The following is a 26839-nucleotide window of genomic DNA, read 5'->3' as shown; positions in this document are numbered from 1 at the left end:
TCTTGTCCGATGGACAAGCACTCCGGACGAGCACTCCGGATGGTGCGTTCCACCCTCAAGTGGACGCCCTCGCCGGCGGCGAAGCACCGGGTCTGCCGAGTGTTGGAACGCTTTTGGCCGATCCGTGGCCGAAGGGCCCGGTTCGCGGCTCGGGCTTTACATTTCAGGCTAGTCCTTTGCCCTGTTCCTGGCCGGTCCGAGCCGCGTTCTTTGCCGCGACCACCGCATCGAAGACCTCGCGCTTGGGCAGCCCCGCCTCGGCGGCCACCGCCGCGATGGCCTCCTTGCGCCTCTCCCCCGCCTCCTCGCGCACCTGCACCCTGCGCACCAGCTCGGCGGCGTCCAGTCCCTCGTTCCCGGTGTCCGTGGCGCCTTCCACCACGACGGTGATCTCGCCGCGCACGCCCTCGGCCGCCCAGAGGGCGAGGTCGCCCAGCGGGCCGCGCTTCACTTCCTCGTACGTCTTGGTCAGCTCCCGGCACACGGCGGCCCTGCGGTCCGCGCCGAACACCTCGGCCATCGCGGCGAGGGTGTCGTCCAGCCGGTGGGGCGCCTCGAAGAACACCATCGTGCGGCGCTCGTCGGCGACCTCGCGCAGCTTCCCGAGGCGCTCCCCCGCCTTGCGCGGCAGGAAGCCCTCGAAGCAGAAGCGGTCCACGGGCAGCGCGGACAGGGCCAGCGCGGTCAGCACGGCGGAGGGTCCCGGCACCGCGGTGACCTTGATGTCCCGCTCCACGGCTGCGGCGACGAGCCGGTAGCCGGGGTCGGACACGGACGGCATCCCCGCGTCGGTGACGAGCAGGACGCGTGCGCCGCCGGCCAGCGCCTCGACCAGCTCGGGCGTGCGCGCGGACTCGTTCCCCTCGAAGTAGGAGACGACACGTCCCGTCGTATGGATGCCCAGCGCCTGGGTGAGCCTGCGCAGCCGCCGGGTGTCCTCGGCGGCCACCACATCGGCCGTCTCCAGCTCGGCGGCGAGCCGTGGCGGGGCGTCCGCCACGTCGCCGATGGGGGTCCCTGCGAGTACGAGCGTTCCAGTCGTTCCAGTCACATCGGCCATCCTCCCAGCACGGACGGCACCCCTCGCACAGATGCGTTCCCTACGATGGCGCGGTGACGAGTACTGCGCCCGAGGCCCAGCAGGGCACCGACGCCGGGGATCACACCGGCGACCAGCCGCATTCCTGGCAGCTGCGACTGCGCCGCTTCGGCCATTCCCCACGGCCCGAGGCGGGACTGCGCGAGCGCCTGATCCCGCCGTACACCCGGCCGGGCCGCCAGTTCTGGAACGTACTCGCCGTGCCGCCGGTGCTCGCCGGCCGCCTGGAGCGCTGGGCGGCCTGGGGCGGCCCGCTGCTGGTGGCCCTGGTCGCCGGGGTGCTGCGGTTCTGGAACCTGGGCAGCCCGAAGGCGGTGATATTCGACGAGACGTACTACGCCAAGGACGCCTGGGCGCTGGTCAACCAGGGGTACGAGGGCTCCTGGCCCAAGGACATCGACAAGCAGATCCTCAAGGACTGGTCGTCGGTGGACGTCCCGGTGGACCCGGGTTACGTCGTCCATCCGCCGGTCGGCAAGTGGGTCATCGGGATCGGTGAGCAGCTCTTCGGCTTCACGCCGTTCGGCTGGCGCTTCATGGTGGCGCTGCTCGGCACCGTGTCGGTCCTGATGCTGTGCCGGATCGGCCGCAGGCTGTTCCGCTCGACCTTCCTGGGCTGTCTGGCGGGCACCTTGCTGGCCGTCGACGGGCTGCACTTCGTGATGAGCCGGACGGCGCTGCTCGACCTGGTGCTGATGTTCTTCGTGCTCGCGGCCTTCGGCTGCCTCCTCGTCGACCGTGACCGGTCCCGCCGCAAGCTGGCCGGGGCCCTGCCGGTCGACGAGGAGGGTCTCCTGCGGCCGGACGCCCACATCGCGGAAACGCTCCGCCTCGGCTGGCGGCCCTGGCGGATCGCGGCGGGCCTGATGCTCGGCCTGGCCTTCGCCACGAAGTGGAACGGCCTCTACATCCTGGCCGCGTTCGGTGTGATGGCGGTGCTCTGGGACGTCGGCGCGCGCCGCACCGCCGGCGCCGTACAGCCCTACCGGGCGGTGGTCCTGCGGGACCTGCTGCCCGCGTTCGTCTCCACGGTGCCGGTCGCGATCGGCACGTACGTCGTCTCGTGGACCGGCTGGATCGTCACGGACAAGGGTTACTACCGCAACTGGGCCACCACCGACGGCAAGGGCGGCAGCTGGACCTGGCTGCCGGACTGGCTGCGCAGCCTGTGGCACTACGAGAACCAGGTCTACGAGTTCCACGTCGGCCTGACCTCCGGCCACACCTACCAGTCCAACCCGTGGAGCTGGATCGTCCTGGGCCGCCCGGTCTCCTACTTCTACGAGGAGCAGACGGGCTGCGCCGACTCCCCGACCGGCAAGTGCGCCCGCGAGGTCCTGGCGCTCGGTACCCCGCTGCTCTGGTGGGCGGCGTGCGTGGCCCTGCTGTACGTGCTGTGGCGCTGGTTCTTCCGGCGCGACTGGCGGGCGGGGGCGATCGCGTGCGGTGTGGCGGCGGGCTGGGTGCCCTGGTTCTTCTACCAGGAGCGCACGATCTTCCTCTTCTACGCGGTCGTGTTCGTCCCGTTCCTGTGCCTGGCGGTCACGATGATGATCGGCGCCCTGCTGGGCCCGGGGTCCGGCACCGGTCCCGGTCCGGGCCCGGAGAAGGACGACGCCGCGGGTGAACGCAGACGCACCCTGGGGGCGATCGCGGCGGGTGTGCTGGTGCTGCTGATCGTCTGGAACTTCGTCTACTTCTGGCCGATCTACACGGGCACGTCGATCCCGGACACGTCCTGGCGCGACCGGATGTGGCTGGACACCTGGGTGTAGCGGCGGCGGGGCCCGTCACGGTCGTACCCGGCCGCGGGCGGGTCCGGAGGGCAGCGTGCGGGGCGGTCGCAGGGTTGCGGTACCCGGCTGCCGTGCCCCACGATCCGCGTGGGGGTGGGCATGGAACGGCACGTACTGGAATCGCTGCTGGCCGGTGACGACGAGGCGTCGTCAAGAGCTCTGGCCACCCTCCGCGCCGGCGCCAGGTACTGGGTGGGAGACACGGCGCAGCCCGCGGGCGTGCATGCCGGAGTCTTCGGGCTCCGGCTCCGGCGCATGCGCAGGCGCGGAGTCGAACCTCTCGGCCTGGAACGAGCGGTTCGGCTCGTCCGCGAACAGGGCCGCCCCGTGCGCACGGGGCTCATCGATGCCGCCGACCGGTCATGGACCACCCTGCTCTTCCTCACCGAGGACGGCAGCGCACTGGTGGCCTGCGCCGGCTGGCCGCCGCAGGCTGCCCGGAGACCACCGCTGCAGGGCTGAGCCGACCCGCTCAGCTCGCCGCTCCTCCCGCGTGGCGGGCCGTCAGGGCCGGGGCCGGGTGCCGCGCCGGAACTGCCCGGCCTGTGTCGGAACATGACTGAAAGCGCTCTCTCGGATAGCGTCGCGGTCCGGTAACAACCGCCTCGAAGCCCACTGCCGTCCCGTATGGTGCCGAAGGAACGCCCTTTCTTGAACACGTTCAAGGAAGGGTCCATGGGGAGGGGGCCGCACAGATGCGCGGTGGGGCGAAGGTCGCCATAGTCGGCGGAGTGTTCGTACTCGTGGCCGGAGGACTCGGTTACGGCGTGTACGACGTGGTGCTGGGAGGCGGGGACGCCGGGGGGACGGAAAGCGCGTCCGCGTCCTCGGAGGTGCGGACCGGACCGCCCGGCAAGGACGAGATCGAGGAGACCGCCGAGGGCTTCCTCAAGGCCTGGGCGTCCGGTGACGCGACCGCCGCGGCTCAGCTCACGAACAACGAGTCGGTGGCCGAGCCACTGCTCACGGGGTACGCCGAGGAGGCCCACGTCACGAAGGCGGTGATCACACCGGGCCCCGCCGTCGGGACGAAGGTGCCGTACACGGTGAAGGCGACCGTCTCCTACGACGGGAAGACCAAGCCCTGGTCGTACGCCTCCGAGCTGACCGTGGTGCGGGGCCTGACCACCGGGAAGGCGCTGGTCGACTGGCAGCCCACGGTGATCCACCCGCAGCTCACCGAGGGTGCCTCGCTCAGGACCGGCGAGGCCTCGACGGCGGCGATCGAGGCCGTCGGCCACGACGGCAAGGTGCTCGACAAGGAGACCTACCCCTCGCTCGGGCCGATCCTGGACAGCCTGCGCGAGAAGTACGGCGACAAGGCGGGCGGTTCCCCGGGGGTCGAGACCTGGATCGAGCCCGAGGACGAGGCCGCGGCGGACACCACGCTGCTGACGCTGGCCAAGGGGAAGCCGGGCAGGCTGCAGACGACGCTCGACGCCGGTGCCCAGGCGGCGGCCGAGAAGGCGGTCAAGCAGTTCGGCGGGGCGTCGGTGGTGGCCGTGAAGCCGTCCACAGGTGCGATCCGCGCCGTCGCCAACAACCCGGCGACCGGCTTCAACGCCGCGATGCAGGGCAAGCAGGCGCCCGGCTCCACGCTGAAGATCGTGACCGCCGCGATGCTCCTGGAGAAGGGCCTCGTCACGGCGAACGGCGCCACGGAGTGCCCCAGGGAAGTGCTGTACCAAGGGCGTACGTTCCACAACCTGGACCACTTCGAGCTGCCCGGCTCCAGCAGTTTCACGACCAGCTTCGCGCGCTCGTGCAACACCGCCTTCATCAAGCTGATCGACGACACGAAGGACGACTCCGCGCTGCCGAAGGAGGCCCGGGACGTCTTCGGGATCGGGCTCGACTGGAAGTCCGGCATCACCTCCTTCGACGGCAGCGTGCCCGACGAGACCGGCGGCGAGGCGGCGGCCCAGTACATCGGCCAGGGCACCGTCCAGATGAACGCGCTCAACATCGCGTCCGTCACCGCGACCGCCCGCACCGGCACGTTCCGCCAGCCGGTGATCGTCCCGCAGTCCCTGGACGGCCGTCAGCTCGCCACCGCGTCACGCTCGCTGCCGCAGAACGTCACCCGGCAGCTGAACGACATGATGCGGGCCACCGCCTCCTGGGGCACCGGAAAGGCGGCCATGGCCACGGTCGGCGGCGACAAGGGCGCCAAGACGGGCTCCGCCGAGGTCGACGGGCAGGGCACGTCCAACAGCTGGTTCACCGGCTTCAGCAACGACCTCGCCGCGGCGGCGGTCGTCCAGTCCGGCGGCCACGGCGGCGACGCCGCGGGCCCCGTGGTGGCGGCGGTGCTGCGCGCCGGGTCATAGCGGACGCGGATCCCTTCCGGGCCGGTGGCGGATCACGCCGCCGGCCCGGCCTGCTTCCCTGCGTCGCCACGGCCACGCCGCCTGCGCGCGGCGATCGCCTCCGGGTCGATGTCCGGCCGCGACCACTGCGCCGCGAGGGCGAGGCTGGCGGCCCGTCCGTCCGCGACGTGTTCGTGCGCCAGCCGCGCCGCACGGTCCGCGTCACGCGCGGCGATGGCCTCGTACATCCGCTCGTGCTCCGCGCACTGCCGGTCCGGGTCCCGCCGGGCCGTCAGGCGGAAGAGCCAGTGCATGCGCGCCTCCAGAGGGCGCATCACCCCGCTGAGCAGCGCGTTGGCCGCGAGTTCGACGATGTCGCTGTGGAAGGCCGCGTTGGCCGCGGCGATGGCGGCCCGGTCGTGCGCCCGGGTCGCGGCGCGGGCCGCGTCGAGGCCGTCCGCCAGCCGCGCCAGTCCGTCCGCGTCCGCCCGCTCCGCCGCCAGCCGGGCCGCCAGGGACTCCAGCGACTCGCGGACGTCGAAGAGATCACGGACGTCGCCCGGGGTGAAGGGCGCGACCAGGGCCCCCCGGTGCGGCACCAGCACCACCAGTCCGTCGGCCGCCAGGAGGCGCAGAGCCTCCCGCAGCGGGATGCGCGAGACCTCCAGCTCCGCGGCAAGGTCGCGCTCGACGAGCCTTTCCCCCGGCTGGAGTTCGACCTCGATGATGCGCCGCCGCAGGGTCTCGTACGCATGGTCGCGCAGCGAGGGGCGCCCCTCGTCGGACGGTCGGGCTGCTGTCACCAAGGCTCTTCCTCCGCTGTCGGGCCGGTCCCACCGTAAGCGGACCACGCGGCAGGGCGGCTACTGCTAACCGTTCGGTGACACGGCGGCAACATACGACCCGGAAACTGGGGCGCCATAGCGGTATACCACTAACCGGCTCGCGGGCCCCGTCTCCTGGAGGCATCCCAGTGGCACCATCCCGAACTCCCCTCTCCACCGTCGCCGTCGCCGCCTCCGTCGTCTCGGGGCTGCTCCTGCTGACCGGTTGCGGCGGTTCGTCCGCGGCAGAGGGCGGGGAAGACTCCGGCAAGCTCAAGGTCGGTGTCCTCTTCCCCGGTTCGCTCTCCGACGACGGCTTCATGGGATCGGCGTACCTCGGTTACCAGCGCGCGGCGAAGAAGCACGACGGCGCCGTGGAGTTCAGCAAGGTGGAGCAGGTGGCCACCGCCGACTACGAGAAGGCGCTGGTGCGCTTCGCCACCACCTCCGATCTGGTGATCTCGATCGGCGGGCAGACCGACGCCGATGTGCGCAACGTGGCGGCGCGCTTCCCGCAGGTGAAGTTCGCGGAGATCGGCGGCCCGGCCGACGGGAAGCCGCTCGCGAACCTCTCGCCGTACGACCCGCAGCAGGCCGAGGCCGCCTTCCTCTCCGGTGCCGCCTCCGCCCTGCTCTCCGAGAGCGGCACGGTCGGGTTCATCGGTGGCGCGGAACTGCCCGCCATCGTCAACGCGGCCGAGGAGTTCAGCCGGGGAGCCGAGGCGGCCGACCCGGGCGTGAAGGTCCTGGCCCCGCAGTACGTCGGCGACTTCAACGACGTCGCCAAGGCCAAGCAGTCGGCGCTGGCCGACTTCGGCGCCGGCGCGGACGTCCTGGGGCAGGTCCTCAACCTCGGCCACAAGGGGGTCGCCCAGGCCGCGGGCCAGCGCGACGGGGCGCTCATCGGCGGCCCGATAGCCCACGAGTGCGGAAGCGACCCGGCGTACGCGGGGTACGTGGAGACGGACATCGGCGCGGAGATCGAGTACGCGGTGGACCACCTGGTCGCCGGGGACTGGAAGGCCGAGGCCGTCCACTTCGGGCTGACCTTCGCGGAGCCGCACAACGACATCGTGCTCTGCGACACCGCCGACCCGGCGGTCGGCGAGAAGCTCGACGAGCTGAAGCGGAAGATCACGGCCGGCGAGATCACGACCCGATGAACGCGCTCGCTCCCGCTCTGGAGATCACCGGACTCACCAAGTCCTTCGGCGCGGTACGCGCCCTGGACGCCGTGGACCTCGTCGTCGAGGCCGGCACCGTGCACTGTGTGCTCGGGGAGAACGGCGCCGGCAAGTCGACCCTGTGCCACATGGTCGGCGGTTCCCTGGTCCCCGACGAGGGTGGCCTCCGGCTGTACGGCGCGCCCTACTCCCCCCGCAGGCCGGCCGACGCCCTCGCCGCCGGAATCGCCATGGTGCACCAGCACTTCAGCCTCGTACCGACGCTGACCGTCGGCGAGAACCTGCGCCTGCTGCGGCTGCGCGACCTGCCCCGGCGGGTGGCCCGGGTGCGTGAGGAGTACGGGCTGGAGCTGGACCTGGACGCCCGGGTCGCCGATCTGCCCGTCGGGGTGCGCCAGCGGGCCGAGATCGTCAAGGCGCTGCTGCGGGAGCCCCGGCTCCTCGTGCTGGACGAGCCCACGGGCGTCCTCGGGCCCGCCGAGACGGACGCGCTGCTCGCGACCTGCCGCAGGATCGCCGACGCGGGTCACGCCGTGGTGCTGGTGACGCACAAGCTGGGCGAGGCCGCGCGGGCCGGTGACGCGGCGACGGTGCTGCGCGGCGGCCGGGTCTCCGGCGGCGGGCCGCTGGCCGGACTCCCGCCGGAGCGGCTGGTACCGCTGATGATCGGCCGGCCCGCGGAGTCGCTGGGCGCGGGGACGGCGGGGACGATCGGCCTGGCGGTCGACGGCGGCCCGCAGGCGTCACCGTCGACCGGGGCCCCCGGCAAAGAGGGCGCGCCCGCCGCCCCGGACCGTACGGGGAAGGCGCTGCGCCTCCATGACGTCAGCGTGCGGCGCCCCGACGGGACGTACGCCCTCGACGCGGTGTCCCTGGACGTCGGCTACGGGGAGATCGTCGGGATCGCCGGGGTGGAGGGCAACGGGCAGAGCGAACTCATGGCTCTGCTCGGCGGCTCACTCACCCCCGGCTCGGGCCAGGTGGAGCTGGGCGGACGGGACGTCACACGCGTCGCGCCGCGCGAACGGAGCCGGGCGGGCCTGGGCGTGGTGCCCGAGGACCGGCTCCACGAGGGCTGCGTGCCCCGCCTCCGGGTGTCCGAGAACCTGTTCCTCGGCCGGCTCGGCCGTTTCCGCCGGTACGGGGCATTCCTCGACCGGCGGTCCATGACCCGGGCCGCGGAGGCGGTGCTCACGGAGCACGGCATCCGTGCGGACGGCCCGGGGGCCCTCATGTCGTCGCTGTCCGGCGGCAACCAGCAGAAGGTGGTGCTGGCACGGGAGCTGGCGCTCGACCCGCTGGTCTGCCTGGCCGCGTCGCAGCCGACGCGCGGACTGGACGTCGGGGCGGTGGGCGCCGTGCACGCCCGCATCCGTCAGGCGTCCGCCGGGGGGACGGGGGTGCTGGTGGTCTCCAGCGAACTGCCCGAACTCCTCGCGCTGTGCGACCGGATCGCCGTGGCCTACCGGGGGAAGCTGCTGGGCCCCGTGGACCCGTCGGAGCCGGACGCCCGGGAGCGGATCGGCGCCCTGATGCTCGGCGCGCACCCGTCGGAACCAGGCACCCGGGAGGAAGGCCCGGCCTCCGGGACCGTGCCCGTCCCCGGGCCCTCCGGGGCCGCGGCCCGGCCCGTCTCCGGTGGGGGGCCGGCCGGGCGCTGAACCGTCGCCCACCGGACCCCGCAGGCGCACACCGCCGAGCCCCCGCAGCAGGCGCGCCCGCCCGGCCCCCGCAGCGTGCGCGCCGCCGGACCATCCCCCGAAGGCGCGCCCGCCCGACCCCCGCAGCACCCGCGCACCGGCGCTCCCCCGGCCCGGTCCCGCGCCTCGACACCCGTACGGAGCAAGGAGCCGCCATGTCGCCCCCACCGCTTCACCTGTCCACCCCCGCCCCAGCCCCGGCGCCCGCATCCTCTCCGCCTGCGGCGCGGGTGCGTCTCGTGACCGCGCTGAGGCATCCCGTCGCCGTCGGAGTGCTCGCGGTCCTGCTCGCGGGGCTGGCCGGTCTCGGGCTCGTCATGGGCGCCGGGACACAGCCGGCCGTCGCCTGGGACGCCCTCGTCGAGGGCATGTTCGGATCGCCGTACGCCGTCGGCAGCTCCCTCAACTCGGCTGCCGTACTGGCTCTGATCGCCACCGGCTTCACCGTCGCCCACCGCGCGGGACTGGTGAACGTGGGCGGCGAGGGCCAGCTCTGCGCGGGCGGGCTGGCGGCCGCCGCCGTGGGGACCGCCCTGCCCTCCGGGGTCCCCGCCGCGCTCGGGGTCCCGCTCGTCCTCGCCGCCGGATGCCTCGCGGGCGGCGCCTGGGCCGGTGTCGCCGCCTGGCTGCGGTCCGCGCGTGGCACCAGCGAGGTCATCACCACCCTGCTGCTGAACTTCATCGGCGTGGGGCTCGTGTCGGTCGCGGTCCACGAGGAGGCGCTGCTGCGGCAGCCCGTCACGTCGTCCGAGACGCTGCCGCAGTCGGCCCCGCTGCCGGAAGGCGCACGGCTGCCTCTGATCGGCGGCGTCGAGTCCCCCGCCACGGCGATCGTGGTGGTCGCGGCCGTCGCCGCCGTGCTCACCGGACTGGTGCTGCGTCACACGGCCGTGGGGTTGCGGCTGCGGTCCGTCGGGCACTCCCCCGCCGCCTCTGCCCGGCTGGGACTGCCCGTGGGCCGTCTCGAAGCGGGCAGCCTGGCGTTCGCCGGCGCCGCCGCGGGGCTGGCGGGCGCGGCCCTCGTCGCCATCGCCCCCTATGTGCTGGCCGAGCACTTCTCCTCGGGCTACGGCTTCTCCGGCCTGGTGGTGGGGCTGCTCGCCCGGGGATCGCTGACCGCCGTGGCGGCCGTGTCGCTCCTCTTCGGTTTCCTCACCAACGGCGGCATCAACCTCCAGCTCGCGGCCGAGGTCCCCGCCTCCTCCGTACAGATCGTGCAGAGCCTGCTCGTGCTGTTCGTCGCCGCGGCCATGTTCACCACCACACGTGACAGGAGCGGTTCATGAGTGCGGTCGTGGAGGAGCTGGCCTCCGGAGGGGTGCGTCTGGCGGTACCCCTCCTGCTGGCCTCGTCGGGCGAGCTGCTGAGCGAGCGCGCCGGCGTGCTCAACCTCTCCGTCGAGGGCATGATGCTGACCGGCGCCTTCGCGGGGGCCGCCGGGGCCCTGGCCTCGGGCAGCGCGGGCGTCGGCGTGCTCGCCGCGCTGACCGCGGGACTGCTCTTCGCGGCCCTGCAGGCGCTGCTCAGCGTCGTCCTGCACGCCGATCAGATCGTCACCGGCATCACGGCGAACGCCCTCGCACTCGGCGCGACCACCTACGGCTCACGGGTGCTGTTCGGGGACGGGGCCGCGGACTCGGTGCCGGGCTTCGACCCGATCGCGATCCCGGGGCTGCACTCCGTCCCCGTCCTCGGGCCCGCCCTGTTCGAGCAGACCGCCCTGGGGTACGCCGCCTTCGTCATCGCCGCAGCCCTGGCCTTCGGCTTCAGCAGGCGCACCGGCTGGGGCCTCGCCGTCGACGCGATCGGCGAGGACGCGACCACCGCGGACCGCTGCGGGCTTCCGGTGCGGACCGTCCGCTTCGCGGCCGTGCTGCTCACCGGCGCCGTGTCGGGCCTGGCCGGCGCGCAGTTGGCTCTGTCGGAGGTGCACGCCTTCAGCGACAACATGACCGGCGGCATCGGCTATCTCGCGGTCGTCGCGGTGATCGCGGGCCGCTGGCGGGCCTGGCCCACGATCGTGGCCTGTCTCTTCTTCGGAGTGGCGCAGTCCCTCCAGTTCGCCGCGCCCGCGCTGGGACTGCATCTGTCGGCACCGCTGCTGACGACGCTCCCGTACGTGATCGCGCTGCTGGCCGTGAGCGGGCTCGTGGGCCGCAGCCGTGCGCCTTCGGGGCTGACCGTCCCCTTCCTGCGCGGCAGTTGACCGACCGCCGCCGCCCGCACACCTTCCCTTGAGGACAGACGAATGACGTTGATCCTGACCCGGTCCGACATCCGCGCCCTGCTCGCGGACCTGCGCGACGACATCGAGGCGACCGTGGAGGAGTGCCACCGGGACCTCGCCCTGGGCAGGGCCGTCCTGCCGCCCCCGCCGGCCATGCCGTTGCCCGGCTCGGACGGCACCTTCCTGGCGATGGCCTCCGCCTCCGCCCCGGCCGGTCTCGCCGCCGTGAAGCTGCTGGCCGACCTCCCCGCCAACCGTGCACGGGGGCTGCCGGTGCAGCGCTCGGCCGTCCTCGCGGTGTCCGCCGAGACGGGGGCGTGCGAGGCGCTCCTCGACGGGGCCGAGGTCACCCGGGCGAGAACCGCCGCCGCGACCGCCGTCGCCACCCGGGCGCTGTCCCGGCAGGACTCCCGGGTCCTCGGGCTCGTCGGCACCGGGCCGCTCGCCCGCGCCCACGCCCGCGCCCTGCTCCCGGGCCGTCCCTACGAGCGGATCGTGCTGTGGGGGCGCGACCCCGGCCGGAGCGGGGAGATGGCGGACTGGGTCACCGGGGAGCTCGGCGTGGAGGCGAGCGTGCTGGAGGGGCCGCAGGCCGTGGCGGAGTCCTCGGACGTCCTGTGCACGCTGACGCCGTCGCGGGAGCCGCTGGTCCGCGGGGCGTGGCTGTCCCCGGGCCAGCACATCAACGCCGTGGGCGCCCCGCCGCGACCCGACCACCGGGAGATCGACACGGAAGGCGTCGTGCGCTGCCGGATCGTCGTCGACGCGTACTCCACGGCCCGCGCGAAGTCCGGCGAGGTGCTGATACCGCTCGCCGAAGGCGCGCTGCGCGAGGACGACTTCCGCTGCGAGCTGGGCGAGGTCCTGGCGGGGACGAAGCCCGGCCGGACCTCGGACGCCGAGCTGACGCTCTTCGACTCGGTGGGCGTCGGCCTCCAGGACCTGGCGGTGGCCAGGCTTCTGATCGACGCCGCCCAGGCGCGGCACGTGGGTACGAGGATCGAACTCAGCGGCTGACCCGGAGCCGAGGCCGTGGGCGGGGCTCGGCACAGGCGGCGGCATCGTGGTGGCCCGCTCGGGGCCCGATTCAGTAGCGTGCGGCGCATGAGCACTTCCGACACCACCCCGGTCCCGGCCTCGTCCGAGGCGCACCCCCGTTTCGCCGAGGCCCTGCGGGAGCTCGGCCTCCAGGTCGAGGTACGCCGCTTCCCCGATGCCACGCGCACCGCCGCCGAGGCCGCCGCCGCGATCGGCTGCGAGCTCAGCCAGATCGTGAAGTCCCTGATCTTCGAGGCGGACGGCGTACCGGTCCTGGTCCTGATGGACGGCTCCTCGCGGGTGGACCTGGAGCTCGTACGGAGCGCGTTGGGAGCGGGCGAGGTCGGCCGCGCGCGGGCGGACGTGGTCCGGGAGACCACCGGATACGCGATCGGCGGCGTACCGCCCTTCGGCCACCGTACGAAGACGCGGGTGCTGGCCGACCGGGGGCTGCTGGGTCACCCGGTGGTGTGGGCGGCCGCGGGTCATCCGCACGCCGTGTTCCGGCTCGATCCGGCCACCCTGATCGAGCTCGCGGGCGGCACTCTCGTGGACGTGCGCGAGCGGACCGCGTGACCCCTCTGGTGGTCGCGGCGGTCCTGGCCGCCGCGATCACGCACGCGAGCTGGAACGCGATCGCGCACGCCATACGGGACCAGCTGCTGTCCATGACCCTGATCGCCGGCGGCGGGGCACTGATCGGGGCCGTGCTGGCGTGTGCCGCCCCGCTCCCGGCGGCCGGTGCCTGGCCGTACCTGGTGGCCTCCGTGGGCCTGCACGTGGCGTACATGCTGCTGCTGATGCGCTCGTTCGCCCTCGGGGACTTCGGCCAGATGTATCCGATCGCCCGGGGCACGGCCCCGCTGGTCGTGACGGTGCTCGCCGCCGTCTTCGTCGGTGAGCGGCCCGACGGGTGGGCGACGGCGGGTGTGGCGGTGGCCTCGGCGGGGCTCGTCGGGCTCGCGCTCTGGGGCTTGCGCGGCCACGGCAGCCGCCCGGACCGGGCCGCGATCCTGGCGGCCCTGGCGACAGGTCTGGCCATCGCCGCCTACACGACGGTCGACGGTGTCGGGGTGCGTGCCTCCGGTACGCCGGTCGGCTACATCGGCTGGCTGATGGCATTGCAGGGCGCGACCCTCCTGCCGTACGCGTGCTGGCGCAGGCGCGGCGAACTACTGGCCCAGGTACGGCCGTTCGCGGCGCGGGGCCTCGTCGGCGCGGCCCTGTCGATCGCCGCCTACGGTCTCGTCCTGTGGGCGCAGACGAAGGCTCCGCTCGCGCCGATCGCGGCGTTGCGCGAGTCCTCGATCATCGTGGGCGCGGCGATAGGCACGCTGTTCTTCAAGGAGAGGTTCGGCGGTCCGAGGATCGCGGCGGCCGGGCTGATGCTGGTCGGAATCGGGCTGATGCTGCACACGAGTTGACGCGGCCGGCGCTGCTCCGGGCGTGCGGGCGCCACGCTCCTCCAGGCGGGGGTGCCACGCTCCTCCGGGCGCGGGCGCCACGCTCCTCCGGGCGCGGGGTCGGCGCTCCCGCGGGGCGCCCCCGGGCGTCAGAACTTGCCCGACTGCTCCTCGGTGCGGTGTCCCAGCCGGGCGCGGAACTCCGCGAGGAAGCGCACGGAGAGCGGCGGCCATCCCCAGAAGTCGAAGGCGAGCGCCCCGAGGTCGAATCCGGGGCCGAACTCCCACTCGGTGACCGGCACAAGAACGGCGCAGGCGGGGCAGGCCGCGTCACCCCGCCCCGTCGCCCGCCACGTCTCGATGCCGTCCCTGAACGGCTGCCAGACCTCGTCGTCCGGCTCGAAGCTCTGCGGATGGTCGATGACGGCCGTGCGCGTTCCGCACCGGGGACAGGTCGCCGAGTCCGCCACGTCCTGGCCCTGGCCGCCGACGTGGTGGTGGCGGCCGACGACGACCGCGACCGGGCCGGGGTGCCACGTCCGGTCGGAGGCGTCGGCCACCGCCCGCGCCCAGTCGGGGCCCGGCTCGTGACCGAGGTCGACGTACAGGCTGTACATGGCGTCCTTGGTCATCTCACGCGTGAGGATGCCCTCGGCGACCATCCAGTCGACCATCCTCCCGGCGAGCGGGCCGGCCTCCTCGGCCGTCACTTCCAGATCGACGACGCGCTCGAAGAAATCACCCATCGGTGCCACCCGTGTTCCCTTGCCGGAGTCCGCGTCGTACCGGGCTCGTCACCCTGTCACGCGGCACCGACAGCGGAGGCGTCCAGCTCCACGACCACCTCGTCGTCCTCGAAGGCGCCGGTCGGGCGGAAGCCGAGCGAGGTGTACAGCGCCGCGGCTCCCGTGTTGGCGGGGTCGTACGACAGCCGGATCACCTCGCAGCCCTCCCGGCCGGCCAGCCACGCCGTGAGCGTACGGACGGCTGCCCGTCCGACACCTCTGCCCTGCTCGGGTCCGTCGATCAGCATCCCGCCGATCCAGTACGAGCCGTCCTCGTCCCGTCCCCACATCACGTGCCCCAGCGGGAGTTCGTCCGCGTGGACGGCGAGCGAGTGCCAGGTGTCCTCGCGCATCGTCAGGACGAGGTAGCGGGCAGCGAGGGCGGGGACGTAGGCGCGCTGGCCGTCGAGCGGCGCGACGTCTGCGACCGCGCGCCAGTTGGCGTCGGTCACCTCGCGCAGCGTGACGCGCCGGCCGGTCCTGTCGGTGAAGCCGTGGTCGATCATCGGTGGAGGGTAGAGCGCGGCCCGCCGGTCCCGCTACCCGGTTTCCTCCTCGCCCGTCATCGCCCTGCGGAAACCGGTGTTGACGGCGAGCAGGCCGCCGTCGACCCGCAGCGTCGTACCGGTGATCCAGGCCGCGTCACGTGAGGCGAGGAAGGCGACGGCGGAGGCGATGTCCTCCGGTTCGCCGATCCGGCCGAGCGGGTAGAGGGCGGCGGCCCGCCCCAGTTCGGCGTCGCGGCCCGCCCAGGCGTCCGTACGGACCGTGCCGGGGGCGACGAGGTTGACGCGGACGCCGCGCGGTCCGGCGTGGCCGGCGAGGGTGCGGGTCAGGCTGGCCAGACCCGCCTTCGCGGCGCTGTAGGCGTGGCCGCCGAAGCTCTGTTCACCGTTGACGGAACCGATGTTGACCACGGCGCCCCGGCCCGAGGCGACCAGGTGCGGCAGTGCGGCGCGGGAGCAGCGGTAGGGCCCGCTCAGGGTGATGTCGAGGGTACGGGCCCAGGGTTCGTCGGCCTCGTCCTCGAAGAGGGCGGCGTCGTCGTGGTTGCCGTAGGCGTTGTTGACCAGGACGTCGAGCCGGCCGAAGGAGGCGGCGGCGTGGGCGACGGCCGCCTCGACCGCCGCCCGGTCGCCCACGTCGCAGGCGAGGGATTCGGCGGTGCCGCCGGTGGCGCGTATCGCCGCCGCCGTGCGCTCGGCGCGCTCGGCGTCCAGGTCGGTGACGAGGACGGCCGCGCCCTCGGAGGCCAGCCGTCGGGCGGTGGCCGCCCCGATGCCCTGTCCCGCGCCCGTGAGGAGCGCGGCGTACCCGTCGAAGCGAGGAGGAGTCATAGCGCCGACCGTACTGCCCTGACCAGGGCCTGGGCACGGGGATCGGCGGTGACTCCCTTCTGCAGACCGTTCGTCACATAGCCGAGCGCGATGCCCGATTCGGGGTCGGCGAAGCCGAGCGAGCCGCCGCGGCCTGGGTGGCCGAAGGACCCGGGGCCGAGGAGCGGGGCGGCGGGGCCGTGCAGCATGTAGCCGAGGCCGAAGCGGGTGCTGACGACGAGCACCCGGTCCGGGCCCGCGGACTCCTCGGTGCGGGCCAGGGTGAGGGTGGCGGGGGCGAACAGCCGCTGTCCGTCGACCTCGCCGATCATCGCGGCGTAGCAGCGGGCCAGGCCCCGCGCGGTGGCGACGCCGTTGGACGCGGGGAGTTCGGCGGCGCGGTAGGCCGGGGCGTTCTCGTCGGGGAAGGGGTCGATCGCCCCGAAGGCGCGGCGGGTGAGCGAGGCCGGGTCGCCGTAGGCCTCGACGACGGAACGTTTGGGGCGCACGCGGAGCGCGCCGCCGCCTTCGGTGGGCGGCGGCTCGACGGGGCCGATCCTGCCGATGCGGTGCGCCTCGTCCTCGGGGAGACCGAACCAGAAGTCCAGACCGAGCGGGCGCGCGATCTCCTCGGCGATCCAGCGGCCGATGGTCCGCCCCGTGACCCTGCGCACCAGTTCGCCGATCAGCCAGCTGTAGGTCTGGGCGTGGTAGCCGTGGTCGGTGCCGGGCTCCCACTGGGGCCGTTGCGCGGCGACGGCCTGCGGCCCGGAGACCTGGTCCGCGGCCTGCTCGGGTGTCAGCGCCGTGTCGAGGGCGGCGAGCCCCGCGCGGTGGGCGAGGAGGTGGCGTACGAGGACGCGCTCCTTGCCGTTCGCCTTGAACTCCGGCCAGTACGTGCCGACGGGGGCGTCCAGGTCCACCTGTCCGCGCTGGTGCAGCAGCAGCGGTACGGCGGCGGCCACTCCCTTTCCGGCCGAGCGGACGATCTGCACGGTGTCCACGGCCCAGGGTTCGGCGCCGTCGACGTCTCTCGTGCCGGCCCACAGGTCGACGACCTTGCGGCCGTGGTGGTAGAGGGCGACCGCCGCGCCCCGTTCCCCGCGTTGTTCGAAGTTACGGACGAAAGCGTCCCGTACCGCCTCGAATCCCGGTGCCACCGTGCCTCGTACGTCCACGCCTGCTCCCGTGCTCCCGCTCATCCCCCCATGGTGCATCCCGCCGCAGGTGGAACGGGGGGCGGGTCACCATCTGTTCACGGACGCGGAACGGACACGGAACGCGGGTCGAAGCCGAAGGGCAGCTCCAGCCGGTGGCGGCGCATGAGGGCGTCGTCGCACAGCAGGTCCTGCGTGCGGTCGTCGGCGGCGATCACCCCGTCGCTCAGGATGACGGCGCGCGGGCAGAGTTCGAGGGCGTACGGCAGGTCGTGGGTGACCATCAGCACGGTGACGTCCAGGGACCGCAGGATGTCGGCGAGTTCGCGCCGGGAGGCCGGGTCCAGGTTGGAGGAGGGCTCGTCCAGGACGAGGATCTCCGGCTCCATCGCGAGGACGGTGGCCACGGCGACCCGGCGGCGCTGGCCGAAGGAGAGGTGGTGCGGGGGCCGCGTGGCGTACTCCTCCATGCCGACCCGCTTCAGCGCGCCCGTGACCCGCTCCTCCAGCTCGGGGCCGCGCAGGCCGGCCGAGGCCGGGCCGAAGGCGACGTCCTCGCGGACGGTCGGCATGAAGAGCTGGTCGTCGGGGTCCTGGAAGACGATGCCGACCCGGCGGCGGATCTCGGCGAGGTTCTTCTTCGCGACGGACAGTCCGGCGACCCGGACGGTGCCCGCTCCGGCCTCCAGGATGCCGTTGAGGTGCAGGACGAGGGTGGTCTTGCCCGCGCCGTTGGGGCCGAGGAGCGCGACGCGTTCGCCGCGGGCCACGGTCAGGTCGACGCCGAAGAGGGCCTGGTGGCCGTCGGGGTAGGCGTACGCGAGGCCGCTGACCTCGAGGGAGGGCACGGGGGCGGTGGGCAGGCTCATACGGTCCATCCCAGCAGACAGACGACGAGGGCGAGCACGGGGAGGGCCGCGGCGTGCGCCCACTGGGTGCGGGAGGCGGTCACCTCGTCGATCACCGGCATGGTGCCGGTGTAGCCGCGGCTGACCATCGCGAGGTGGACGCGCTCGCCGCGCTCGTAGGACCGGATGAACAGGGCGCCGGCCGTCTTGGCGAGGACACCCCAGTGCCGTACGCCGCTCGCCTCGAAGCCCCGGGAGCGGCGGGCGACGGACATCCGGCGCAGCTCGTCCGTGATGACGTCGCCGTACCGGATCATGAAGGACGCGATCTCGACGAGCAGCGGGGGCAGCCTGAGCCGCTGGAGGCCGAGCAGCAGGGAGCGCAGCTCGGTCGTGGAGGCGAGGAGCACCGAGGCGGCCACGCCGAGCGTGCCCTTGGCGAGGACGTTCCAGGCGCCCCAGAGGCCGGGGACGCTGACGGAGACCCCGAGCAGCTCGGTCTGCTCGCCCGGCACCACGAACGGCATGAGCAGCGCGAACGCGACGAACGGCACCTCGATGACCAGCCGCTTCAGCAGGAACCCGGCCGGGATGCGGGCCACCGCGGCGACGGCGGCGAGCAGCGCGGCGTACAGCGCGAAGGCCCAGACGGCCTCGCGCGGGGTGGACACGACGACCACGACGAAGCAGAGGACGGCGGCGAGTTTGCAGTGCGGGGGCAGCTCGTGGACCGGCGAGTGCCCGTGCCGGTAGAGCTTGTGCGCGTGACCGGTGCCCATGTCAGACGGTCTCGGTGGTGCGCGTGCCGGACTCCTCGGGCGTACGGCGGCGGCGTACGGCCCAGAACACCCCGCTGCCGACGGCGACGGTCGCCCCGACGCCGATCACTCCGGCGATGCCGCCGGAGACCCGGGGGTCGCTGATGTCCTTGACGCCGTAGTCGGCGAGGGGGGAATCGGCGGTGTCGTGTTCCTGGACCTTCTCGTCGATGCCCTTGTCCGCCGCGACCTTCTCCAGGCCGTCGGGGTTCGCGGAGGCGTAGAAGGAGACGAAGCCCGCGAGGACGAGCGCGGTGGCCAGGCCGGTGGCCCAGACCTTGCGGGTGGAGCGTGCGGCGGCAGGGGCGGGCGCCGGGGTGGCGGCCGGGGCGTCGACGAGTTCACCGTCGACGCGGAGCTTGAGCGGGGCGGCGAGTCCTCGGGCACCGTGCACCAGGTCGGGGCGTACGGCGATCACGGCGCCGACGGTCAGCGCGGTGATGGCGGCCTCCCCGATGCCGATCAGGACGTGGACGCCGGCCATCGCGGTGAGGACCTTGCCGATGGGGACGTCGGTCGTCCCGCCGACCGCGTAGACGGCGGTGAAGGCGACGGCCGCCGCCGGTACGGAGACCAGTGCGGCCACGAAGGCCGCGACGGTCGCGGAGCGGCGGGTGCGGGGCAGCACACGGGTCAGGCCGCGGAAGAGCACGTGGGCGACGACGGTGGTGACGACGCCCATCACCGTGATGTTCACGCCGAGCGCGGTCAGGCCGCCGTCGGCGAAGAGGACTCCCTGCATCAGGAGGACGACCGCTATGCAGAGCACCCCTGTGTACGGCCCGACGAGGATCGCCGCCAGCGCCCCGCCCAGGAGATGTCCGCTGGTACCGGCCGCCACCGGGAAGTTCAGCATCTGCACGGCGAAGATGAACGCGGCGACGAGTCCGGCGAGCGGTGCGGTCCTCTGGTCCAGTTCGCGCCGGGCGCCACGGAGACTGACGGCGACCGCGCCTGCGGCGACGACGCCCGCGACGGCGGAGACGGGTGCGTTGATGAATCCGTCGGGTACATGCATGGAGTGGCTCCGCTTTCGGGCGTTGCTGCGGGCGGGGTCGAGAACCGCTCAATGATAGGGCCCTGTTGCAAAGAGTTCGCAAGAGCGCAGAGGTGACAACTAGGTACGCCCCTCAAAGTGCCCAAATGGGAAGATATGGGACATTAGGGGAAGCGATAGCCATACAGGAGGAGCCGGCCATGTCCCTCATGATCAAAGAAGACGCACGAGCCCGGCTCATCACGGACGGCCCGGACCCGCGCCTGGTCCCCGTCGAACTCCACTACGACCCCGAGGAGCCACGGACCGTCCACGTGGGCCTCCCCGGAGGCGTCGACTGGGCCTTCGGTCTCGACCTCCTGGAGCGCGGAATGCGCACCCCCGTCAGCCGTGGGGACATACGCGTCTGGCCGTGCGGCCGGGCCCAGCTGGTCCTGGAGCTGCACGCGGCGGACGGCGTGGCCGTCCTCCAGTTCGACAACGCCCCGCTGATCCGCTTCCTGGCGCGTACGCGTGCGTCGGCACCGGCACGCCCGCCGGCCGCCCCGGCGACCACGCCCCCTGCCGCCGCCACCCCCGCCGCACCGGCCACGGCCACCCGCACCTGAACAGGGCAGGAGCCCCCGTGCCGCGCGCACGGGGGCTCATCGCCGCCCCGGCCCCCCGTCCCCACAGGTGACCGGCCGGCGCTCCGGGGCCACGCTCGCCCATCCGCTCAGGGAGCGGGCCCCGGGGTCCTGAGGTGTCAGACGCGGACGAGCTCGCGCTCCCCGCTGCCGTCGGCGGGCCCGTCGGCGAGGTCCTTGCGCAGGCCCTCGCCCTCCACGTCCACGTTGGGCAGCACCCGGTCCAGCCAGCGCGGCAGCCACCAGGCCCGCTTGCCGAGCAGGGCGAGCACCGCCGGCACGATGGCCATGCGCACGACGAAGGCGTCGAAGAAGACGGCGATCGCGAGCGAGAAGCCGATCATCTTCACCATCGACTCGCTGGAGCCGATGAAGCCGGCGAAGACGGCCATCATGATCACCGCGGCCGCCGTGACGACCCGCGCCCCGTGCCGGAAGCCCGTGACGACGGCCTGACCGGGGCTCTCCCCGTGGACGTACGCCTCACGCATCCGGGTGACCAGGAAGACCTCGTAGTCCATCGCGAGGCCGAAGACCACACCGACCATGAAGATCGGCATCATGCTCATGATCGGGCCGGTCTGCTCGACCCCGAAGAGCGAGGCCAGCCAGCCCCACTGGAAGACCGCGACGACCGCGCCCAGGGCCGCGACGACCGAGAGCAGGAAGCCGAGGGCCGCCTTCAGGGGCACCAGCAGCGAGCGGAAGACCACCATCAGCAGGAGGAAGGCCAGCCCGACCACGAGTGCCAGGTACGGCAGCAGCGCGTCGTTCATCTTCTCCGAGAAGTCGATGTTCATCGCCGTGGCGCCGGTGACCAGCACCTCCGCGCCGGTCTCGCCCTTGACGTCCGCGCCCGCGTCACGGATGGCGTGGACGACGTCCTCCGTCTCCTTGGAGCTCGGCCGGTCCTGCGGGACGACCGTGATGGTCGCGGCGTCGCCGGCCTTGTTGAAGACGGCCGGGGTGACGGCGGTGACGTGGTCGATGCCCTCGATCTCCTGGGAGACGCGGTCCACCGCGGTCCTGCCGTCGGCACTGTTCTTCGTGTCCACGACGACGAGCAGCGGGCCGTTGAATCCGGGGCCGAAGCCGTCGGAGAGCAGGTCGTAGGCCTGGCGCTGGGTGGTGCTCCTCGGCTGCGAGCCGTCGTCCGGCAGGCCCATCTCCAGCGAGGCGGCCGGTACGGCGACGGCACCGAGACCGATGACACCGGCCAGCAGCACCCACACCGGCTTGCGCAGCACGAACCGCGCCCAGCGGGTGCCCATGTTCGGCTTCGCCTCGGGGCTGTTCTCCGCCTCGGCGGCCTTGCGCGCCCTGCGCCCCATGATCCGCTTGCCCGCGAAGCCCAGCATCGCCGGGACGAGGGTGAGCGCGATGAGCACGGCGATCGCCACGGTGCCCGCGGCGGCGAAGCCCATCTTCGACAGCATCGGGATGTTGACGACCGCGAGGCCCACGAGGGCGATGACGACGGTCAGGCCCGCGAAGACGACCGCGGATCCCGCCGTGCCGACGGCCCTGCCGGCGGCTTCCTCGCGTTCCCGCCCCTCGGCCAGTTCGGCGCGGTAGCGGGAGACGATGAAGAGCGCGTAGTCGATGCCGACCGCGAGCCCGATCATCATCGCGAGCGTGGAGGTGGTGGAGCCCAGGTCGAGCACGTTCGCCAGAGCGGTGATCAGCGAGACACCGATCCCCACGCCGATCAGCGCGGTGAGCAGCGGCAGACCCGCCGCGATCAGCGACCCGAAGGTGATGACCAGCACCACGGCGGCGACGGCGACCCCGATGATCTCGGTGGCGCCGGTCTCCGGCATCACCTGGAGCGCGTCACCGCCGATCTCCACGGTCATCCCGCCCTCCCGCGCGTCCTCCCCGGCGCGCTCGAGCGCTTCCCGTGTCCCGTCGGTGAGCTCCATGGAGCTCACCTCGTAGGAGACGGAGATGTACGCGGTCGAGCCGTCCTTGCTGACGGCGCCGGCCGTGTACGGGTCGGCGACGGAGGCGATCTGGTCCGAGCCGGACTTCAGCTCGCCGACGATCCCCTTGATCTCGGCTTTGCCGGCCGCCTCGGTCACCTTCTCGCCCTCGGGCGCCTTGAAGACGACCCGGGCGGTCGCCCCGTCGGCGCTGCCGCCGGGGAAGCGTTCCTCCAGCAGATCGAAGGCGCGCTGGGCCTCGGTGCCGGGGATCGAGAAGGAGCTCGATGTGGCGGTGGACGCGGAGGCGGCGCCGAAGCCGGCCAGTGCCAGCAGCGCCACCCAGATCAGAGCGACGTAACGGCGGCGCCGGAAGGCGAGCCGTCCGATTTTGTACAGGAATGTGGCCACGGAGGATGTACTCCCGGTCAAGTCGTGGTGCGGAAGAGGGCGTGTGGAACCAGCCCGACGACGAGAGCGGCGTGTCAGGTGGAGCGTCGGGGAGTCAGGTCGTACGGATGAAGGGAATGCGGGGGACGTCAGACGCCGAGGGCGGGGAACACCACGGCTTCCGCGTAGTCGGTGAGGAACGCCTGGTCGACGGCACGGCCCTCGATCAGCTCACGAGCGGCGAAGGCACCGATCATCATGTGCGGGACATAGGAGAGCGCCGGGTTGTCCGGACGCACTTCACCCCGGTCGACGGCCCGCCTGAGCATCAGCCCGAGACCGGTGAGTTCCGGCTCGATCATCAGCTCACGCAGCGCCTGGAGCAGATCGGGGTTCCCGTGGACCGCCTGGCCGAGTCCCCGCATCAGCGCGGAGCTCTTCTCCATCTGGCAGTCGTCGGTCCGCAGGAGCGCGGCCTGGAAGTCGCCACGCAGCGAACCGGTGTCGATCTCGCCGAGCCGCACCGGCTTGTTGTGCCGGAGCGCCTTGACGACGAGTTCGGGTTTGCTCCCCCACTGGCGGTAGAGGGTGGCCTTGCTGGATCGGGTTCGGGCGGCAACGGCGTCCATGGTCAGGGCTTCATAGCCGACCTCGCCGAGCAGATCGAGCACCGCGGTGTACAGCTCGCTCTCGCGTTCGGGCGTGAGCCGACTGCGTGCCATGGGTCGACCTCCTCCTGAGTTGCGCCTGCTGGATGGTACGCCAGTCGAAGATCAACTAACGGAACGAAACCGTTTCGTACACTTCGAAGGTACCCCCTCCCCAAGCGAAACGAGATAGTTTCGCTTGTGTCGTGCACCACAAGTTGCCGCAGGCCCTTGGCGCGGAAAGCATTGGAGGGTGAGTGACGACGTCGCGTATCTCCGTTTCCCGCACCTCCACAAGGACTTGCTCTGCTTCGCGGCGGAGGACGACCTCTGGGTCTCCCCTCTCGCCCCGGCGGGGCAGCGGCCAGGCCGGGCGTGGCGGCTGACCGTCGACCGGACGAGGGTCAGCCATCCGCGCTTCTCGCCCGACGGCAGCCGCATCGCCTACACGACCTGGCGCACGCTCGATCCAGAGATCCACATCGCCCCCGTGGACGGCGGCCCCGCCCGCAGGCTCACCTACTGGGGGTCGACCGACGCCCGGGTCTGCGGCTGGAGCCCCGATCCCGGGGACTCCTCCCAGATCCTCGCCGTGTCCTCGCACAACCAGCCGTTCTCGTACTTCTCGTGGGCCTACAGCGTCCCCACGGACGGCAGCCCCGGCGGAAAACTCCCCTGGGGGCCCGTCTCCGACATCGCGGTCGCCGACATCGACGGTGAGCGGCGCACCCTGCTGCTCACGGGAAAGCCGCCGCACGAACCGGCGGCGTGGAAGCGCTACCGGGGCGGGGCGACGGGCCGCCTGTGGCTGCACGGCAAGCGCCTGCTGCCGGACATCGGCGGCCATCTGGACGCCCCGATGTTCGTCGGGCGGCGCATCGCCTTCCTCTCCGACCACGAGGGCGTCGGCAATCTGTACAGCTGCCTGATGGACGGCGGCGACCTGCGCCGGCACACGGACCACGACGCGTTCTACGCCCGGCACGCCTCCAGCGACGGCACACGGGTCGTCTACCAGTGCGCGGGCGATCTGTGGCTGGTCGAGGACCTGGAGTCGCCGGACGCGCAACCCCGGAAACTGGAGGTACGGCTCGGCGGGCCACGGACCGGACGGCGTACGTACCAGGTACCGGCGGCCAGCCACGTCGACGCGCTGTCCGTGGACGAGACGGGCCGGGCGAGTGCCGTCTCCGTGCGCGGCAGCCTCTACTGGCTCACCCACCGCGACGGCCCCGCGCGCACCATCGCCGACACCCCGGGGGTGCGCGTCCGGCTGCCCGAGATGCTGGGCAGCGGCGGACAGGTGGCCTACGTCACCGACGCGGAGGGCGAGGACGCCGTCGAGATCGCCTACCTCCCCCGCGCCAGCGGCGACCGTCCGCCGCGCCGGCTGGCCGCCGGGCAGCTGGGCCGGGTCCACGAGCTGATCTCCGACCCGGAGGGCGAGCGGCTGGCCATCGCGTCGAACGACGGCCGGCTGCTGCTCCTGGACACCACGGAGGAGGCGGAACCCCTGGACCTGGACGGAACAGAGCCGGGCACCGCGCCGCCGGAGCCGGAAACTGGGACGGCCCCACCGGAGCCGGAGCCGGGAGCTGGGACCGCCCCACCGGAGCCGGACCCGGAGGCGGAGGCGCCCGCGCCCCAGGTCACCGAGCTGATCCGCTCCGTCAACGGCCCGGTCCGCGATCTCGCGTTCTCGCCGGACGGGCACTGGCTGACCTGGTCGCACCCCGGCGTCGGACGCTCCCTGCGGCAGATCAAGCTGGCACGGATCTCCGGCCCCGACGCGCCGGTGATAGTGGATGTCACCAACGGCCGCTTCGAGGACGAGAACCCCGTCTTCACCGGCGACGGCCGTTACCTCGCCTTCCTCTCCTGGCGCGGCTTCGACCCGGTGTACGACGTCCACACCGGCGACCTCTCCTTCCCGCTGGGCTGCCGGCCGTATCTGGTCCCCCTCTCCTCGGCCACCCCCTCCCCGTTCGCGCTGCTCCCCGACGGGAGGCCCGCGGCGGGCGGCCTGGACCCCGTGGACATCCCCGAGGGGACGGTCGAGGGGCCGACGGTCACCGTGGAGTTCGAGGGCCTGGAGAACAGGGTGACGCCGTTCCCCGTCTCCGCGTCGAAGTACTCGGCGCTCCAGCCGGTCAGCGGCGGCGGCCTGGTCTGGCTCCGCTGGCCGATCTCCGGGGCGCTGGGCGAGACGTTCGCGAACCCGGCGGACATGTCGGGCCGGCCGACCCTGGAACACTTCAACATCGCCAAGGCCCGCAAGACCGAACTGGTCGGCCACCTGGACTGGTTCGCGGTCAGCGGTGACGCCAGCCGGCTGGTCGTCATGGACGACGGCGAGCTGCGCGCCGTACCGTCCAACGAGCCCGGCGACAACGACTCCACGGTCTACATCGACCTGCGCCGGATCCTGCACGACGTCGACCCGGCGGCGGAATGGCGCCAGGCGTACGGGGAGGCCGGCCGCATCATCCGGTCCTACTTCTGGGAACCGGACATGTGCGGCATCGACTGGGACGCCGTGCTGGACCAGTACCGTCCGCTGGTCCGACGCGTCGCCTCTCCCGACGAGTTCGCCGATCTGCTGCGCGAGGTCCTGGGAGAGCTGGGCACCTCGCACGCGTACGTCTCCCCCGCCCGCCGCAACGAGGGCCCGCCGCACTACCAGCGGGCGATCGGGCTGCTGGGCGCCAACCTCGTCTGCCGGGACGGGGACTGGACGGTGCAGCGCATCCTGCCCGGCGACTCCTCCGACTCCAAGGCGCGTTCACCGCTCTCCGGTACGGGCATCCGGGAGGGCGCCGTCCTCACCCACGTCGACGGTCGGCCGGTCGACCCGGTGGCCGGGCCGTACCCGCTGCTGACGGCGGCCGGAGGCACCACGGTCGAGCTGACGTTCCGCCCCGCCGGAGGCGAGGGCGGCGGCCGGTCCCGCCGCATCGCGATCGTCCCCCTGGTCGACGAACGGCCGCTGCGTTACCAGGACTGGGTGGCCAAACGGCGCGAGGTCGTACGGGAGTTGAGCCACGGCAAGTGCGGGTACCTGCACATCCCCGACATGGGCGGATCCGGCTGGGCGCAGTTCAACCGCGACCTGCGGCTCGAAGTGGCCCGCCCCGCCCTCATCGTCGACGTGCGCGGCAACGCGGGCGGCCACATCAGCGAGCTGGTCGTCGAGAAGCTCACCCGCACGATCCTCGGCTGGGACCTGACCCGCAACGCGCAGGCGGTCAGTTACGCGTCCAACGCGCCGAGAGGACCGGTCGTGGCCCTCGCCGACGAGGCGACGTCCTCCGACGGCGACATGATCACCGCCGCCTTCAGGCTCCTGAAGCTGGGGCCGGTGGTCGGCCAGCGCACCTGGGGAGGGGTGGTCGGCATGACCGGGCGGCACCGGCTCGGCGACGGCACGGTGATCACGGTGCCGATGAACGCGGCCTGGTTCGACACGTACGGCTGGTCCGTCGAGAACCACGGCGTGGAGCCCGACCTGGAGGCCCTGCGCACACCGCTCGACTGGGCGGAGGGGCGTCACGCGGTGCTGGACGACGCGGTCAGGGTGGCGCTGGACCTGCTGGGCGCGCACCCGGCGGCCACGCCTCCCACGTACGACACGGCTCCGAACCTGCGCCGCCCCCCGCTGCCGCCGAGGTGACCGCGCGCTGATCCGGCTCCGGGGCGGGCTCCGCACACACGGAAGTCGGGGCGGGCTCCGCACACGCGGAAGGGGCGTACCCG

23 protein-coding genes are annotated in these 26839 nt (G+C 72.9%); 12 read left to right on the top strand and 11 right to left on the bottom strand.

Annotated elements, in window-relative coordinates; all coding sequences use genetic code 11:
* Positions 1 to 163: 163 nt before the first annotated feature.
* Positions 164 to 1060, bottom strand: a complete 897-nt coding sequence (gene rsmI / locus ACFYQ6_RS27410; RefSeq protein ID WP_356742317.1) for a 16S rRNA (cytidine(1402)-2'-O)-methyltransferase — start codon at positions 1058 to 1060, stop codon at positions 164 to 166.
* 53 nt (positions 1061 to 1113) lie between these two features.
* On the opposite strand from rsmI, the gene ACFYQ6_RS27405 reads away from it, so the two are divergent.
* The 3 genes from ACFYQ6_RS27405 to ACFYQ6_RS27395 all read left to right on the top strand — a co-directional run bounded on the left by ACFYQ6_RS27405 (position 1114) and on the right by ACFYQ6_RS27395 (position 5225).
* Positions 1114 to 2874 (top strand): phospholipid carrier-dependent glycosyltransferase, encoded by a 1761-nt coding sequence (locus ACFYQ6_RS27405; protein ID WP_361575317.1) that lies wholly within the window; start codon positions 1114 to 1116, stop codon positions 2872 to 2874.
* A 120-nt stretch (positions 2875 to 2994) separates the two neighbouring features.
* Complete coding sequence (locus ACFYQ6_RS27400; RefSeq protein WP_388765421.1) at positions 2995 to 3357, top strand: hypothetical protein; 363 nt, start codon at positions 2995 to 2997, stop codon at positions 3355 to 3357.
* Positions 3358 to 3590: 233 nt separating this feature from the next.
* On the top strand, positions 3591 to 5225 hold the full coding sequence (locus ACFYQ6_RS27395; protein ID WP_361575323.1) for a penicillin-binding transpeptidase domain-containing protein: 1635 nt from the start codon (positions 3591 to 3593) through the stop codon (positions 5223 to 5225).
* A gap of 32 nt (positions 5226 to 5257) precedes the next feature.
* Here ACFYQ6_RS27395 and ACFYQ6_RS27390 read toward each other — a convergent pair whose 3' ends face one another.
* Complete coding sequence (locus tag ACFYQ6_RS27390) at positions 5258 to 6007, bottom strand: GntR family transcriptional regulator (protein ID WP_361575326.1); 750 nt, start codon at positions 6005 to 6007, stop codon at positions 5258 to 5260.
* A gap of 170 nt (positions 6008 to 6177) precedes the next feature.
* Here ACFYQ6_RS27390 and ACFYQ6_RS27385 point away from each other — a divergent pair, with 170 nt between their 5' ends.
* The 7 genes from ACFYQ6_RS27385 to ACFYQ6_RS27355 all read left to right on the top strand — a co-directional run bounded on the left by ACFYQ6_RS27385 (position 6178) and on the right by ACFYQ6_RS27355 (position 13601).
* Positions 6178 to 7191, top strand: coding sequence for a BMP family protein (locus tag ACFYQ6_RS27385; RefSeq protein ID WP_388765419.1), 1014 nt, complete (start codon positions 6178 to 6180; stop codon positions 7189 to 7191).
* Positions 7188 to 8873, top strand: coding sequence for an ABC transporter ATP-binding protein (locus ACFYQ6_RS27380; protein ID WP_388765417.1), 1686 nt, complete (start codon positions 7188 to 7190; stop codon positions 8871 to 8873). Before ACFYQ6_RS27385 ends, ACFYQ6_RS27380 begins: the two co-directional genes overlap by 4 nt.
* A gap of 278 nt (positions 8874 to 9151) precedes the next feature.
* On the top strand, positions 9152 to 10198 hold the full coding sequence (locus ACFYQ6_RS27375; protein WP_388765415.1) for an ABC transporter permease: 1047 nt from the start codon (positions 9152 to 9154) through the stop codon (positions 10196 to 10198).
* Positions 10195 to 11118 carry an ABC transporter permease gene (locus ACFYQ6_RS27370; RefSeq protein WP_361575337.1) on the top strand — a complete coding sequence of 308 codons (924 nt, stop codon included), beginning with the start codon at positions 10195 to 10197 and terminating at the stop codon, positions 11116 to 11118. The genes ACFYQ6_RS27375 and ACFYQ6_RS27370 overlap by 4 nt, the downstream gene beginning before the upstream one ends.
* Before the next feature lie 42 nt (positions 11119 to 11160).
* On the top strand, positions 11161 to 12156 hold the full coding sequence (locus tag ACFYQ6_RS27365; protein WP_388765413.1) for an ornithine cyclodeaminase family protein: 996 nt from the start codon (positions 11161 to 11163) through the stop codon (positions 12154 to 12156).
* Positions 12157 to 12243: 87 nt separating this feature from the next.
* Complete coding sequence (locus ACFYQ6_RS27360; protein ID WP_361575343.1) at positions 12244 to 12753, top strand: YbaK/EbsC family protein; 510 nt, start codon at positions 12244 to 12246, stop codon at positions 12751 to 12753.
* A complete protein-coding gene (locus tag ACFYQ6_RS27355; protein WP_361575346.1) occupies positions 12750 to 13601 on the top strand; it encodes a DMT family transporter in 852 nt (283 codons plus the stop codon). Before ACFYQ6_RS27360 ends, ACFYQ6_RS27355 begins: the two co-directional genes overlap by 4 nt.
* Before the next feature lie 128 nt (positions 13602 to 13729).
* On the opposite strand, the gene ACFYQ6_RS27350 is transcribed toward ACFYQ6_RS27355, so the two are convergent.
* The 7 genes from ACFYQ6_RS27350 to ACFYQ6_RS27320 all read right to left on the bottom strand — a co-directional run bounded on the left by ACFYQ6_RS27350 (position 13730) and on the right by ACFYQ6_RS27320 (position 19522).
* Positions 13730 to 14326, bottom strand: coding sequence for a hypothetical protein (locus tag ACFYQ6_RS27350; RefSeq protein WP_361575349.1), 597 nt, complete (start codon positions 14324 to 14326; stop codon positions 13730 to 13732).
* A 56-nt stretch (positions 14327 to 14382) separates the two neighbouring features.
* Positions 14383 to 14871 carry a GNAT family N-acetyltransferase gene (locus ACFYQ6_RS27345; protein WP_361575352.1) on the bottom strand — a complete coding sequence of 163 codons (489 nt, stop codon included), beginning with the start codon at positions 14869 to 14871 and terminating at the stop codon, positions 14383 to 14385.
* A 33-nt stretch (positions 14872 to 14904) separates the two neighbouring features.
* A complete protein-coding gene (locus ACFYQ6_RS27340; protein WP_361575354.1) occupies positions 14905 to 15702 on the bottom strand; it encodes an SDR family NAD(P)-dependent oxidoreductase in 798 nt (265 codons plus the stop codon).
* Positions 15699 to 16859, bottom strand: coding sequence for a serine hydrolase domain-containing protein (locus ACFYQ6_RS27335; protein WP_361575783.1), 1161 nt, complete (start codon positions 16857 to 16859; stop codon positions 15699 to 15701). Before ACFYQ6_RS27335 ends, ACFYQ6_RS27340 begins: the two co-directional genes overlap by 4 nt.
* Positions 16860 to 16936: 77 nt before the next feature.
* Positions 16937 to 17707: an ABC transporter ATP-binding protein gene (locus ACFYQ6_RS27330; protein ID WP_361575357.1), complete on the bottom strand. Its 771-nt coding sequence runs from the start codon at positions 17705 to 17707 to the stop codon at positions 16937 to 16939.
* A complete protein-coding gene (cbiQ, locus tag ACFYQ6_RS27325; RefSeq protein ID WP_388765410.1) occupies positions 17704 to 18465 on the bottom strand; it encodes a cobalt ECF transporter T component CbiQ in 762 nt (253 codons plus the stop codon). Before cbiQ ends, ACFYQ6_RS27330 begins: the two co-directional genes overlap by 4 nt.
* A gap of 1 nt (position 18466) precedes the next feature.
* Complete coding sequence (locus ACFYQ6_RS27320) at positions 18467 to 19522, bottom strand: energy-coupling factor ABC transporter permease (protein WP_388765408.1); 1056 nt, start codon at positions 19520 to 19522, stop codon at positions 18467 to 18469.
* A gap of 179 nt (positions 19523 to 19701) precedes the next feature.
* On the opposite strand from ACFYQ6_RS27320, the gene ACFYQ6_RS27315 reads away from it, so the two are divergent.
* Positions 19702 to 20109, top strand: coding sequence for an SsgA family sporulation/cell division regulator (locus ACFYQ6_RS27315; protein ID WP_361575367.1), 408 nt, complete (start codon positions 19702 to 19704; stop codon positions 20107 to 20109).
* A 137-nt stretch (positions 20110 to 20246) separates the two neighbouring features.
* On the opposite strand, the gene ACFYQ6_RS27310 is transcribed toward ACFYQ6_RS27315, so the two are convergent.
* Together ACFYQ6_RS27310 and ACFYQ6_RS27305 are read right to left on the bottom strand one after the other, a co-directional pair.
* Positions 20247 to 22460, bottom strand: coding sequence for an MMPL family transporter (locus tag ACFYQ6_RS27310; RefSeq protein ID WP_361575370.1), 2214 nt, complete (start codon positions 22458 to 22460; stop codon positions 20247 to 20249).
* A 128-nt stretch (positions 22461 to 22588) separates the two neighbouring features.
* Positions 22589 to 23161: a TetR/AcrR family transcriptional regulator gene (locus tag ACFYQ6_RS27305; RefSeq protein ID WP_388765406.1), complete on the bottom strand. Its 573-nt coding sequence runs from the start codon at positions 23159 to 23161 to the stop codon at positions 22589 to 22591.
* A gap of 178 nt (positions 23162 to 23339) precedes the next feature.
* On the opposite strand from ACFYQ6_RS27305, the gene ACFYQ6_RS27300 reads away from it, so the two are divergent.
* Entirely contained in the window at positions 23340 to 26756 is a 3417-nt protein-coding gene (locus tag ACFYQ6_RS27300; protein ID WP_361575376.1) for a S41 family peptidase, read from the top strand.
* Positions 26757 to 26839 lie beyond the last annotated feature (83 nt).

The organism is Streptomyces sp. NPDC005494 (genome assembly GCF_042872025.1).
Classification (GTDB): Bacteria; Actinomycetota; Actinomycetes; order Streptomycetales; family Streptomycetaceae; genus Streptomyces.
This window is presented reverse-complemented; position numbering and strand designations above follow the sequence as displayed.